The organism is Bifidobacterium bifidum ATCC 29521 = JCM 1255 = DSM 20456, from assembly GCF_001025135.1.
Classification (GTDB): domain Bacteria; phylum Actinomycetota; class Actinomycetes; order Actinomycetales; family Bifidobacteriaceae; genus Bifidobacterium; species Bifidobacterium bifidum.
Genome location: NZ_AP012323.1, coordinates 771,349 through 784,665 on the forward strand (window position 1 = coordinate 771,349; position 13,317 = coordinate 784,665).

Sequence of the window (13,317 nt, forward strand, 5' to 3'; positions counted from 1 at the left end):
AATCCATGACGCGCTCTGGGCCATGCGGCGGCCGTTCGGACCGGCGACAATCCGGAGGTGTCTTCCAAGCCAATCACAAGCCCTAGTGCTACGCTAGTCACGGTTGCAACCTGTACAACGAAATGAGGAACCCATGGGACTGTTTGGATTCGGCAAGAAGAAGCGTGAACGCGAGGAAGCCGAAGCGAAGGCCGAGAATCGCGAGGACGAGGCCGCCGTCGACACCGAGGAGACCGCCGCCCCGACCGACGTGGCGGACACGTACGAAGGCCGCGGCGAATCCTACGGACCGTGGGACGTCGATGACGAGAACGTGCCGGATTACGACGAGTACCTCGACATGGGCTCTTACTACCTGCCGTATCTCGCGGGCTTGCAGCTGCGCATCAAGGCGAACCGCAGCACCCAGGAGATCCTCGGCGCGACCATCAGCTACGGCGCGTCCAGCCTGGAGATCGAGGCGTTCGCGGCGCCCAAGACCATGGGTCTGTGGGACGACGTGCGCGCCGATTTGCTCGAGGCCAACGAGAAGGCATCCGAACACGCGGGCGTGTTCGGCACCGAACTCCACCTGCCGGTCACCGTCAAGGGCGGCAAGACTGTGAACACGCGCATCGTCGGCGTGGATGGCCCGCGTTGGATGCTGCGCGGCATCTTCTCCGGCAAGGCCGCGAACGATGACGGCAACTCCGACACCGAAGCGCTCAACAAGTATTTCGCCGACATCGTCGTGGAGCGCGGCGACGAGCCGCTCGCCCCGCGTGATCTCATCCCGATGCACCCGCCGGTGACCCCCGCCCAGCGTCAGGCGGCGGCCAAGACCAAGGACCAGGCCGACGACAAGGAGCATCTCGACGACATCCCGGACAAGCCCGAAGGGCCGTTCGACTCCGATCAGCAGACCGAGGTCAAGACCACGCTGTCGCGTGGACCGATGTTCTCCGAAGTCCGCTGACGAATCCCGGCGCTCGACGCCGGGAGCCAAGGAACGAGCATGACCGATCAGAACCAGAAGAAACGTACGGGTATGGCGTCCCTCGCCGCCGCGGGCGAGGGGGAGGACTTCTCCGTCATCGACGCCATCGGCGGGCCGCGCGGCGTCATCGAATCGATGCTGCCGGGCGTGTTGTTCGTCGTGTTGTTCGTCGTCACCAGCAACCTCAATCTCACGATCGGTGTCTCCGCGGCGCTGGCGGTGCTGCAGGTCGTCATCAGGCTCGTGCAACGGCAGTCGGTCATGGGCGCTCTCAGCGGCCTGATCGCCGTCGGTATCTGCCTGATATGGGCGTGGCAGAGTCATGAAGCGCGCAACTATTACATGTTCGGCTTCCTCACCAACGCCGTGTACATCGTGCTGCTGTCCTTCACCCTGCTCATCCGCGTGCCCGGTCTGGGGCTCATGGTCGAGTTCATCCGTACCATCCCCACCGAGCATTTCCGCGCGTGGCTGCACGGCTGGCTGGACGACAAGCCGCTCAGGCGCGCCTACACGATCGTCACCGTGCTGTGGATCGGCGTGTTCGCGCTGCGTCTCATCGTGCAGGTGCCGCTGTACCTCGCCGATTCCGTGGCGCTGCTGGGCACGGCGCGCCTGCTGATGGGCATACCGTTCTGGGCGCTGGCGATATGGGTGTCGTATCTGATCATCGCCACCCCGCTGCACCGGCACATCGCCGCGGCCAAAGCGGCGGCCGGCGGCGGCAAAGACGGTGACAGTGACGGCCACAACAGCGGTGATGAAGGTGACAACGCAGCCGGACAGGCCTGATCCGGTCAAATCGCGAAAGGAAACAATGAACGCGCAAGTGCGTATCGAACGTTATGCCGACCAGGGACGATGCGTCGGGCATATCGATGGCCGTGTGGTATTCGTGAGGTTCGCCCTGCCGGGCGAGCTGGTGCAGGTCGCATTGGATGAACCGCACGACCGCGACGACCGCTACTGGACCGGCGAGGTCGTCGAGGTCATCGAACCGAGCCCCGATCGTGTGGATCCCGCATGGCCGCTGGCCGGGCCGCTTGCCATGGGTGGTGGCGTCGGTGGCGCCGATCTGGTGCACGTGAGCCTGGAAGGGCAGCTTCGCTGGAAGGCCGCCACCATCAGCGATCAGATGAGCCGTCTCGGGCACGTGGACGTCACCGTGCCGGTGGAACGGGCCGAAGGCGACACTGAGAACGGCGGCCTGCACTGGCGCACCCGCATCGAGATGATCGCCGATGACGACGGCATGCCGTCGATGCGTCGGCGCGGCTCGCACAAGCGCGTGCCGCTGGACACGATGCCGCTCGCGACAGACAACCTGCTTGCCGTCGCCGATCGCGAACACGTGTGGGATGGCGGGTTCGAACCCGGATCCCAAATTCGCCTGTCTGTGCCCGAACCGAGGAAGCAGCCCATCGAGGGCAATTACGCCGTGCTCGTGGACGGCGAACTGCGCGCCGGAAACCGGCATCTGATGGAGACCGTCACCGTGAACGGCCGTGACTTCCAATACATGGTCGACGCGAACGGCTTCTGGCAGGTGCACCGTCAGGCACCGGTCATGCTCGCCGGCCATGTGATCGACCTAGCGAACAAGGCGCTTGACGGAATGACCTCCGCCTGCATATGGGACTTGTATTCCGGTGCCGGACTGTTCACGCTGCCGCTGGCCACGATGATCGCCGAACGCACGCGCATGCTCAGCGTGGAGGGCGGCAAGACCGCGGTGAAGAACGCGCAACGCAACCTCCGCGCGTTGAACCTGCCTGATGTGGACGCCCGTTGCGGCGATGTGTCCGCCACGCTCGCGCACGTGCCGGCCCATCTGTCACGACCCGATCTGGTCGTGCTCGATCCTCCCCGCGCCGGTGCGCACGCCAAGGTGTGCCGTCAGATCGCGCAGGCAGGCGCGAAGGACGTCATCTATGTCGCCTGTGACCCGACCAGCCTCGCCCGCGACACGGCGACGCTGATCTCGCTCGGGTACCGCCTGTCGGACATTCGGGCGTACGACATCTACCCGATGACCCACCATGTTGAGACGGTGGCCTGGTTCACACGCATCGGACGGTGAGGCGATGGGTCGGGTACGCGGCGATCATGATTGCGGGTTCCTGCGGCGCATGTGGCGCCGTGGGATTGGCATCGCGTGCGCCGCGGCCGCGGTGATGTCGCTCACCTCCTGCGTGCCGCAGGGCAAGGCGGTCGGCGATACGCAGGAGAGCGAACCGGAGATCGCCCATGAGGGCGTCCAACGGCAGGATATCGTCGTCGGCGTCATCGGCTCCGTGGACACCGGCCTGGACTCTGATGTGCTGAACGCCTTCAACAAGGCCGGGTTGAAGGCACCCTACGTATCCACCAGCATGGTCGACGATCCGGATGCCGCCGCGCAGCGCGGAGTGCGGTTCATGGTCACGCGCAAGGCCTCCGTCATCATGATCGACGGCATTGCCGTCAACGAGAAGAACGCCGAAGACTGGGATGCCGCGTTGCAGTCCGCGCGCAAGGCGGGCGTTCCCGTCATCCTCCTGGATCCGGTCGCCCCGCCCGACGACGATACGTTATTCGCCGTCACGTTCACGCTTACCGGCAAGGGAGACGGCGTGACCGCCCTCGACGACGCCGTCGTCACCATCGTCGACGACAAACCCCACCCCCGCACGATGAACGTCACCGACAACCTGTCCTGACCTTCCGATATCCGGAGCTCTTCCGCGGGAGCGGTAGTCCGTATTTTCGCCCCGCTGGCGGGGCTGTCGCGGAGCGACTGGGGGCGGCTTGGCGTTTCATCGCCTGCCGGCTATTCCGTCTGACCACCCTCCGGCGCTGCGCGCCACCTCCCGCCGGCGGGAGGTGTGGAGGCGTAGGTGGCTGCGGTGATCAGCCGAGAGCCACACCTCATCCTGCTGCGCTCGATGGGGGACGTGTGTGAAAATACCGCCTGGGAATGGTGCCCCCGTTATGCTGCCACGGGTAGGCTAGTACGTATGAATGCAACCCTGAATCTGCCTGAAGTCGAGGAAAACGGCCTGACCGCCTCGCAAGTGCGCGCCTGCGAGGAGAGCGGTCAGACGAACGCGGTGAAGAGCACCACGTCGCGTTCGATACTCGACATCGTGCGGGCCAACGTCTTCACGCTGTTCAACGGCATCATCTTCGCCGCGATGGTACTGGTGCTGATCACCGGGTCATGGAAGGACGCGGTGTTCGGCTTCGTCATCCTCATCAACACCGGTATCGGCATCGTCACCGAGCTCAAGGCCAAGCGTACGTTGGATCGGCTGTCGATTCTCGTCACATCGGATTATGCGGTGCGCCGAGACGGCGAGAACACGGAGGTTCCTTCGCGCGACATCGTACTCGGCGACCTGCTGTGGATACGTTCCGGGGAGCAGGTGCCGGCTGACGCGCAGGTCCTGTCATCATACGGGCTCGAACTCGACGAATCGATGCTGACCGGCGAATCGCGCACCGTGCGCAAGGAGGACGGCGACCAGGTGTACTCCGGGTCGACGGCGGTGTCCGGCGTGGCGCTCGCGCGGGTGAACGCGGTGGGCGAGCACAGTTACGCGGCGACGTTGACCGCACAGGCCAAGGTATACAAGAAGACGGTGTCCGACCTGAACAAGGGCATCAACACGATCCTGAAGTTCATGACGTTCCTGGTGGTGCCGCTGTGCGTGCTGCTGGTCTGGTCGCAGATGAGGACCGTGGGCGGATGGAACGCCGCGATAGCTTCGGGGGAGTGGCGGCAGGCCATCGTGTCAGCTGTAGCGGGCGTTGTCGGCATGATTCCCGAAGGCCTGGTATTGCTCACCTCGCTCAACTTCGCGGTCGCGGCGATGCGGCTCGCCCGCAAGAACACGCTCGTGCAGGAACTCGAATCGGTGGAGACGCTGGCTCGCGTGGACTGCCTCAATCTCGACAAGACCGGCACGATCACCGATGGCGGCATCATGTTCGACCGTCTGGTCATGCTGGAACGCATGGACGGCGACGATCGCGTGGAGAGCGCGGCGACTCAGGCGCTGTATGACCTGTCGAACGAGGAGCAGCCGAACGGCACGGGTCAGGCCGTGCTCGACGGGCTGGGGGAACGCGGTTACCATGCCGGCCCGGTGCGAGCGCGCGTGCCGTTCTCGTCGGCCCGCAAATGGAGCGCCATCGTCACCCCGGCCGCAGCCGCGGAAACGGAATCGGCCGCCGACCGCGAGCCGCCGACCGTCTAGTATATGGGCGCACCGGAAGTGATGCTCTCCGCGCTTTCCGGAGAGCACGGCGATGTGCTCGAAGCGGTCAATGATTACGCGAATTCCGGCAACCGCGTGCTGCTCATCGCGCGGGCGACGCTCATACGGAAGAGCGAGGGCGATGCCGCAACAGATTCGTCATGGTTCACGCAGTCGCCCGAACTGCTGCCGGACGCCGAGCCGGTCGCGCTCGTATTGTGTTCGGAGTGCGTGCGCGACGACGCGCAGCCCACACTGGCATGGTTCCGCGATCAGGGCGTGCGCTGCCGCATCATCTCCGGCGACAACCCGGTCACCGTCGGCGCGATCGCGGCCAAAGTGCGACTTACAGGAGACCGCGAGCCGCACGCCATCGACGCGCGCACGCTGCCGCAGGACATCAACGAGCTCGCCCGCGTGCTGGAGAACGTCGATGTGATCGGCCGCGTGCTGCCCGACCAGAAGAAGGCGATCGTCCAGGCGCTGCACACCAGTGATCACGTGGTCGCCATGACCGGAGACGGCGTCAACGATTCGCTCGCCATCAAGGAGGCCGATCTCGGCATCGCGATGGGCAACGCCGCGCCCGCCACCAAAGCCGTGGCACAGGTCGTGCTCGTCGATTCGAAGTTCTCGCACCTGCCCGACGTTGTGGCCCGCGGCCGTCAGGTCATGGCGAACATGGAGCGCGTCGCCAGCCTGTTCCTCGTCAAGACCGTCTACTCGGCGCTGATTTCGCTGGGCGTGGTACTCACTGCGATCCCGTTCCCGTACCTGCCCCGGCATATCACGTACGTCGGCGCGCTGACTATCGGCATGCCGGCGTTCATCCTCGCGCTCGCGCCGAACACGCGGCGTTACATCCCCGGCTTCCTGCGGCGTGTCGTGTATTTCGCGCTGCCGGGAGGCGTCGCGATCGCATTGTCCGTGCTGCTGTCGTCGTGGCTGTTGCCCGATGTGATGGGCTGGGATGTGAACAACGCCGCCGATTTGTCCGCGTTGCGCACCACCTGCGCGATCATCGTGTTCGTGCTGGGCGTGTTCATGCTCGCCCGCGTGGCGCAGCCGCTCAATTCGTGGCGCGGCGTGCTGGTTGCCGTATTCGCCGCGGCCGGCGTCATCGGCATGTTCATTCCGTTCGTGGCGAGGTTCTTCGACCTGCATCTGCCGACCGGGCGGGTATTGATCGCCACGGTGGCGGCGCTGCTGATTTCCACGGTCCTGTTCGCGGTCTGTCACGTCATCCTCGCCTCGGTGACGCGAATTTTCCCACATATCAAGCCGACACGCCAGAGCTAAAGTAACGTATCGGTATCGTTGGTAGCGGATAATCTCTTGTGGAATAGCATTTCATTTGATCTCGGAGGAAGCATGTCTGTGCGAGACGACCAGTTGGCGACACTGAACGTGGCCGGCAAGGACTATGACTACTACCGCATTGCCGACCTGCCCGGCGTCGACCATCTGCCGTACTCGCTCAAGGTCCTCGTCGAGAATCTGGTACGCAACATCGACGGCGCGAACATCACGGACGAACACGTCAAGGCGCTGCTGAACTGGGCCCCGCAGGCCCAGCCCAGCCATGAAATCCAGTTCACGCCCTCGCGTGTGATCATGCAGGACTTCACCGGCGTGCCCTGCATCGTGGACCTCGCCACCATGCGCGACGCGGTCAAGGATCTCGGCGGCGACCCTGAGGTCATCAACCCGCAAGTCCAGTCCGACATGGTCATCGACCATTCCGTGCAGATCGACAAGTACGGCGTGGCTGACGCGGTCCAGCAGAACATGGACATCGAATACCAGCGCAACGGCGAACGCTACCAGTTCCTGCGCTGGGGCCAGCAGGCGTTCCGCAACTTCCGCGTGGTGCCGCCGGGAACCGGCATCATTCACCAGGTCAACATCGAATACCTGGCGAAGGTCGTCATGACGAAGACCTCCGGCTTGGATGATGGCCGCGAGCTCGCCTACCTCGACTCCTGCGTCGGCACCGACTCGCACACCACCACCGAGAACGGCCTGGGCGTGCTCGGCTGGGGCGTGGGCGGCATCGAGGCCGAGGCGGCCATGCTCGGCCAGCCGATCTCCATGCTCGTGCCGCGCGTCGTCGGCTTCAAGCTCACCGGTTCGATCCCCGAGGGCGTCACCGCCACCGACGTGGTCCTGACCATCACCGACATGCTGCGCAAGCACGGCGTGGTCGGCAAGTTCGTCGAGTTCTACGGCGAGGGCATCGCCTCGGTGCCACTGGCCAACCGCGCCACCATCGGCAACATGGGACCTGAGTTCGGCTCCACCTGCGGCATCTTCCCGATTGACGGCGTCACGCTCGACTACCTGCGCCTGACCGGACGTTCCGAGGAGCAGGTCGCGCTTGTCGAGGCGTACGCCAAGGCCAACAAGCTGTGGGGCGACGCCTCCGACCCGGACTATGTCGAGCCGCAGTACTCCGAATACGAGGAGCTCGACCTCGGCACGGTCGTGCCGTCCATCGCCGGCCCGAAGCGCCCGCAGGACCGCATCCTGCTGTCCGAGGCGAAGGACATGTTCGAGAAGACCGCACCCGCCTACGAGACCGACAAGACCGTCAAGGACCCGGTGGCCGTGTCCACCGACTTCCGTGGCGATTTCGACATCGAAAACGGCGACGTGGCCATCGCCTCGATCACCTCGTGCACCAACACCTCCAACCCGTCCGTGATGATCGCCGCCGGCCTGATCGCCCGCAACGCGCACGCCAAGGGATTGAGCCCCAAGCCGTGGGTCAAGACCTCGCTCGCCCCCGGCTCGCAGGTCGTGGCCGACTACCTCAAGGCCGCGGGCCTCCAGGACGATCTCGACGCGCTCGGCTACCAGCTGGTCGGCTTCGGCTGCGCCACCTGCATCGGCAACTCCGGACCGCTGCTGCCCGAGATCTCCGAAGCCATCAACGCCAACGACCTGACCGTCACCGCCGTGCTGTCCGGAAACCGCAACTTCGAAGGCCGCATCAGCCCGGACGTCAAGATGAACTACCTGGCCTCCCCGCCGCTGGTCATCGCCTACGCGCTCGCCGGCACGATGGACTTCGACTTCGAGACCCAGCCGCTCGGTACCGACGCAGACGGCAATGACGTGTATCTGAAGGACATCTGGCCGACCAACGAGGAGGTCGCGGCCGTGGTTGACGGTACCGTCAGCCGCGAGATGTTCCTCAAGGACTACGCCTCCGTGTTCGACGGCGACCACCGCTGGAAGGGCCTCGACGTGCCCGAAGGCGAGCTGTTCGCATGGGACGAGCATTCGACGTACGTGCGCAAGCAGACCTTCTTCGACGGCATGAAGGCCACGCCGGAGCCAGTCGCCGACATCCACGGCGCCCGCGTGCTGGCGTTGCTCGGCGACTCGGTCACCACCGACCACATCTCCCCGGCGGGCGCGTTCAAGGCGTCCAGCCCGGCTGGCAAGTACCTGACCGAGCGCGGCGTGGAGCCGAAGAACTTCAACTCCTATGGCTCGCGTCGAGGCAACCACGAGATTATGGTGCGTGGTACCTTCGGCAACATCCGCCTGCGCAACCAGCTGCTCGCCTCCGTCGGCGAGGAGGTCACGCCGGGCGGGTTCACTTACGATTTCACGACTGGAAAGCCTTCGACGATCTTTGACGCCTCGCTCAACTACAAGGCCGCCGATATTCCGCTCGTCGTGCTGGCCGGCAAGGAGTACGGCACTGGCTCGTCGCGTGACTGGGCCGCCAAGGGTACGGTGATGCTCGGCGTCAAGGCCGTCATCACCGAGAGCTTCGAGCGCATCCACCGTTCCAACCTCATCGGCATGGGCGTGCTGCCATTGCAGTTCCCGGCGGGGGAGTCCTATGAGTCCCTGGGTCTTGACGGCACCGAGACCTACGACATCGCCGGCGTGGACGAGCTCAACAGCGGCGTCACCCCGAAGACCGTGCACGTCACCGCCACGCACACCGACGGCTCCACCACCGAGTTCGACGCGGTGGTCCGCATCGATACGCCCGGAGAGGCGGACTACTATCGCAACGGCGGCATCCTTCAGTACGTCCTGCGCAACCTCATGAAGTAAGCGGCCCGAAGTCCCTTGACCCCATGGTCAAGGGACTTCTTTTTTTCTTTCTTCCCCTCCTTCTCTTCCTTTACCTTTTCCCTCTTCCTTTCCTCTTTCCGGGAGTTATCCACAGGCGCGACACGCCCGGACTGCATTGCACAATCCTCGGTAGCATCTCCATAGAACGGCTGTATTGCAATGGTTCGACAACGTGGCATGACTATTGTGCGGCGCAGTCCGGGCGTGTCACGATCGAGCCTTCGACCACATTGCCCGAAAACCTGAAGACCGGGCCGGAAAACCTGTTACCGTTCGTCCATGTTTGAGATGCGAAACGAACCGCCACCGAACCAATACATGCGGCATCAGGCGTGGCTCATCCAGCGCTATTACCTGAAGCGTTGCCGGGCGGTCAGGGATACGCTGGAGCATGAGCCGGTATTCGCGTTGTCGTCGGCGCTGGGACTGATGGGCATTGCACCGCCCGAGACCGCCGTCCTTGATTTGGGCAAGGAACATATCGTCGTTCGGAATCGTGACGCGCGACGCGGTCATCCCGCCAATGTCGCATGTCACGCGTGGTCATTGCTGGACGACCGTATCGTAATCCGCATCTTTGATCTGTACTGCACGTCACCCGCCGCGACGTTCGCCCAATTCGTGCGGTTCAACTGGTTCGAGGAAACAATCATATTGGCGGATCGGCTGACATGCCGTGACGAGCGGCTGAGGCGCGCGACCAAACAGGAACTGATGGATTTCCTTGATGAGCGGAAGGTCTATGGCGGCAAGGCCGCACGCCGGGCGTTGCGTTTGTCTCGCCCGAACACCGATTCCCGGTGGGAACGGGAGCTGCGTCTGGATGCGATGAAATGGGGATTGCCGAATCCGGAGGCGAACCATCCGGTCGATTTGGGGTCTGGATTGGCATGGCTTGACATGGCATACGAGAAGTATCGCGTGGCGATGGAATTTCATGGGCAGCAGCATCTGGAACAGTATGTAGCGGACACGAGGCGCATGAACGCATTGGCGGCCAAGAATTGGGTGGTGCTTCCGGCCTGGCAGAGTACGGTGCTTGACCAGGCCGAACTGCATCGATACTTCAGTCAGGTGGCCGCCGCTTTGGAGCATGCCGGTGCCGTCGATTTTCTGCATCCGCGCATGGATCTGTGGACGTTGAGCGGCAATCCGGAGCTGCTGGAACCGTTTTGACGTAGGAGCGACCGATTGGTATATGGTCCGAGACAGGGATGGCAGTCGTCGTGATACGACACGCCCGGAGTGCGCAGCACGACCGATGAATAGTCGCTGCGAGGTAACGGTATAAACCCGTTCTGGACTCCGGACACAACGATTGTGCTGCGCAATCCGGGCGTGTCGTGTTATGGGAACACCGGTGTATCGAGGAAAGAGGGAAACTTGAAGAGAGAAAGTCGGGAACACAGTTGAGGGGGCATAGAACAGATGGAAGAGAGACGGCCGGCAGGATGTGGGAGAAGTCCTCGGAACGGGATAAAGAAGAACCGTTTCGCTTACGCCGGCGAAACGGTTCTCGAGTAGTGACGGACGATCCCGTCACGCGAGGCCGGAGAGCTTGTTGATGAGCTCGGGGTCTCGCGTGGCGCCCTTGTCGGCGGAGCGCGCGAAGGCGGCGTACGCCTTGAGGGCCTGGCTCACCTTGCGGTCGCGGTGCGCCACGTAGCCATCGCCGGCCTCCAGTTCGCGGCGGCGCTCGGCCAGCTGCTCGTCGGTCAGCTCGACGTTCACGGAACGGGCCTCGATGTCGATGTCGATGATGTCGCCGTTCTTGATGAGCGCCACCGGGCCCTTGTTCGCCGCCTCGGGAGCCATGTGCCCGATGGCCAGACCCGAGGAGCCGCCGGAGTAGCGACCGTCGGTGAGCATGGCGACCTGCTTGCCGATGCCCTTGCCCTTGACGAAGGACGTCGGGTACAGCATCTCCTGCATGCCCGGGCCGCCCTTCGGACCCTCGTAACGAATCACCAGCGCCATGCCGGGCTTCAGCGTGTCGTCGAGGATCACCTCGATGGCCTGCTCCTGCGAATCGACCACCAGTGCCGGTCCGCGGAACTTCCAGATCTCCTGCGGCACGCCCGCGGTCTTGACGACGCAGCCGTCGGGAGCGAGGTTGCCGCGCAGCACGGCGAGACCGCCCTCGTGGATCTCCGGATGGTCGATGTCGTGGATGGCGCCGTTGGCGCGGTCGCGGTCCAGTGAGTCGAACAGCGTGGTGTGCGTCCACGGTTCGGGAGAGATGATGTGGCCGGGAGCCGCCTTGTACATCTGCTGGGCTTCTTCGGTGCAGGTGGGACGCATGATGTCCCAGTCCGCCAGCTTGGCTTCCAGCGTCGGGTAGTCGATGGAGTGCACGTTGGTGTGCAGCTTGCCGGCGCGGTCGAGCTCGCCGAGGATGCCGGTGATGCCGCCAGCGCGGTGAATGTCGGAGATCTCCCACTTGCCGGACGGCGACGCCTTGCAGATACACGGCACGGTGTGCGAGATGCGCTCGATGTCGTCAAGCGTGAAGTCCACGTCGGCGGACTGCGCCATGGCGAGGATGTGCAGCACGGTGTTGGTGGAACCGCCCATAGCGACGTCCATGGTCATGGCGTTCTCGAACGCCTCCTTGGTGGCGATGGAGCGCGGCAGTACGGAGTCGTCGGAGTCGTCATAGTACTGGTGGGCGATCTTGACGACCTGCTGCGCGGCGCGCTTGAACAGGTCCTTGCGGTAGGAGTGGGAGGCGAGGATCGTGCCGTTGCCGGGCAGCGCCAAGCCGATGGCCTCGGTCAGGCAGTTCATCGAGTTGGCGGTGAACATGCCGGCGCAGGAGCCGCAGGTCGGGCAGACGGTCTTCTCGTAGTTGAGCAGCTCCTCGTCGGAGACGGAATCGTCGGCGGTGGCGTACATCACGTCGATGAGGTCGGTGCTCTTGACGGTGCCGTCGGCGAGGATCGTGGTGCCGGCCTCCATCGGGCCGCCGGAGACGAACACGGTGGGGATGTTGAGGCGCAGCGCGGCCATGAGCATGCCGGGGACGACCTTGTCGCAGTTCGGGATGCAGATCAGTGCGTCGGCGCAGTGCGCGTTGCACTGGTATTCGACGGTGTCGGCGATGATGTCGCGGCTGGGCAGGGAGTACAGCATGCCGGTGTGGCCCATGGCGATGCCGTCGTCGACGGCCATGGTGTTGAACTCGCGCGGGATGCCGCCGGCCTCCTTGATGGCCTCGGAGACGATACGGCCGACCTTGTTGAGGTGGACGTGGCCGGGCAGGAACTCGTCGAACGAGTTGGCGATGGCGATGATGGGCTTCTTGCCCATGTCGTCACCTTTGACGCCAGCTGCACGGTAGAGGGCTCGGGCACCTGCGAAGACGCGCCCGTTCATGATTTTTGCAGATCGCATTTCAGTCATGGTTCTATTCAAGCTCTTGCAAGGGACACGCGACATGTCAAGAGTCGGAATATGGAATTTTCATAAGTGTTACAAAACTCACAGTGGATTAAGCCTATGTAGCCTTCTATGTTGTCTGCAAGTCGGCAACGAACTGGCAGAATCCACCGGACCCGCTCCGGTCGCTGCGTGAGGCTATAATTGCTGCGGTTGAGATAGATTTCCATCATGTGATTCGGAGACTTGCAAAAATGGCAGAAGAAACCAAGGATACCGAGGTCAAGGGCAACGAGGAGTTCGGCACCGCGCCCGTGCCCGAGGGTTTCGCGAACCCGCCGATCGACGATCTGATGAAGCACGCCGATTCCAAGTACGCGCTGGCCATCTTCGCCGCCAAGCGCGCCCGTCAGATCAACTCTTACTTCACCCAGCTCAACGAGGGCCTGCTGCAGAACGTCGGCCCGCTGGTCGAATACCAGAACCAGGAGAAGCCGCTGTCGATCGCTTTCCGCGAGATCGACGAGGGCCTGCTGGAGGAGACTCTGGGCGAGGATGATCTGAGCGAAGGCAACTGATTCGTCTGAATCCGTCCGGTTCGCTGTACGCGGTATTTGCTTTTTCTGG

The 13,317-nt window shown here is 63.7% G+C and carries 8 protein-coding genes and 1 pseudogene; 8 read left to right on the forward strand and 1 reads right to left on the reverse strand.

Annotated features, from left to right (window positions below; genetic code table 11):
- The first annotated feature begins 133 nt into the window (after nucleotides 1-133).
- From BBBF_RS03055 to BBBF_RS03085, 7 genes and pseudogenes are all read left to right on the forward strand, one after another.
- Nucleotides 134-955, forward strand: a complete 822-nt coding sequence (locus BBBF_RS03055; protein WP_003820944.1) for a DUF3710 domain-containing protein — start codon at nucleotides 134-136, stop codon at nucleotides 953-955.
- A gap of 39 nt (nucleotides 956-994) precedes the next feature.
- Nucleotides 995-1,768 carry a DUF3159 domain-containing protein gene (locus tag BBBF_RS03060; RefSeq protein WP_003815849.1) on the forward strand — a complete coding sequence of 258 codons (774 nt, stop codon included), beginning with the start codon at nucleotides 995-997 and terminating at the stop codon, nucleotides 1,766-1,768.
- Nucleotides 1,769-1,793: 25 nt separating this feature from the next.
- Nucleotides 1,794-3,056, forward strand: a complete 1,263-nt coding sequence (locus BBBF_RS03065) for a class I SAM-dependent RNA methyltransferase (RefSeq protein WP_017143303.1) — start codon at nucleotides 1,794-1,796, stop codon at nucleotides 3,054-3,056.
- A 4-nt stretch (nucleotides 3,057-3,060) separates the two neighbouring features.
- Nucleotides 3,061-3,675: a type 1 periplasmic-binding domain-containing protein gene (locus BBBF_RS03070; protein WP_033509463.1), complete on the forward strand. Its 615-nt coding sequence runs from the start codon at nucleotides 3,061-3,063 to the stop codon at nucleotides 3,673-3,675.
- Between the two features lie 297 nt (nucleotides 3,676-3,972).
- Nucleotides 3,973-6,513, forward strand: a pseudogene (locus BBBF_RS03075) (HAD-IC family P-type ATPase).
- A 72-nt stretch (nucleotides 6,514-6,585) separates the two neighbouring features.
- Nucleotides 6,586-9,291, forward strand: a complete 2,706-nt coding sequence (gene acnA, locus BBBF_RS03080) for an aconitate hydratase AcnA (RefSeq protein WP_003815841.1) — start codon at nucleotides 6,586-6,588, stop codon at nucleotides 9,289-9,291.
- Nucleotides 9,292-9,630: 339 nt separating this feature from the next.
- A complete protein-coding gene (locus tag BBBF_RS03085) occupies nucleotides 9,631-10,488 on the forward strand; it encodes a DUF559 domain-containing protein (protein WP_003815839.1) in 858 nt (285 codons plus the stop codon).
- Between the two features lie 363 nt (nucleotides 10,489-10,851).
- Here BBBF_RS03085 and ilvD read toward each other — a convergent pair whose 3' ends face one another.
- Entirely contained in the window at nucleotides 10,852-12,714 is a 1,863-nt protein-coding gene (gene ilvD / locus BBBF_RS03090) for a dihydroxy-acid dehydratase (RefSeq protein WP_003812468.1), read from the reverse strand.
- A gap of 230 nt (nucleotides 12,715-12,944) precedes the next feature.
- Here ilvD and rpoZ point away from each other — a divergent pair, with 230 nt between their 5' ends.
- Nucleotides 12,945-13,268 (forward strand): DNA-directed RNA polymerase subunit omega, encoded by a 324-nt coding sequence (gene rpoZ / locus BBBF_RS03095; RefSeq protein WP_003812470.1) that lies wholly within the window; start codon nucleotides 12,945-12,947, stop codon nucleotides 13,266-13,268.
- Nucleotides 13,269-13,317 lie beyond the last annotated feature (49 nt).

Coding starts and splice junctions, on each gene's coding strand:
- BBBF_RS03055 (WP_003820944.1), top strand. CDS start 134: ATGGGACTGTTTGGATTCGGCAAGAAGAAGCGTGAACGCGAGGAAGCC.
- BBBF_RS03060 (WP_003815849.1), top strand. CDS start 995: ATGACCGATCAGAACCAGAAGAAACGTACGGGTATGGCGTCCCTCGCC.
- BBBF_RS03065 (WP_017143303.1), top strand. CDS start 1,794: ATGAACGCGCAAGTGCGTATCGAACGTTATGCCGACCAGGGACGATGC.
- BBBF_RS03070 (WP_033509463.1), top strand. CDS start 3,061: ATGGGTCGGGTACGCGGCGATCATGATTGCGGGTTCCTGCGGCGCATG.
- acnA (WP_003815841.1), top strand. CDS start 6,586: ATGTCTGTGCGAGACGACCAGTTGGCGACACTGAACGTGGCCGGCAAG.
- BBBF_RS03085 (WP_003815839.1), top strand. CDS start 9,631: ATGCGGCATCAGGCGTGGCTCATCCAGCGCTATTACCTGAAGCGTTGC.
- ilvD (WP_003812468.1), bottom strand. CDS start 12,714: ATGACTGAAATGCGATCTGCAAAAATCATGAACGGGCGCGTCTTCGCA.
- rpoZ (WP_003812470.1), top strand. CDS start 12,945: ATGGCAGAAGAAACCAAGGATACCGAGGTCAAGGGCAACGAGGAGTTC.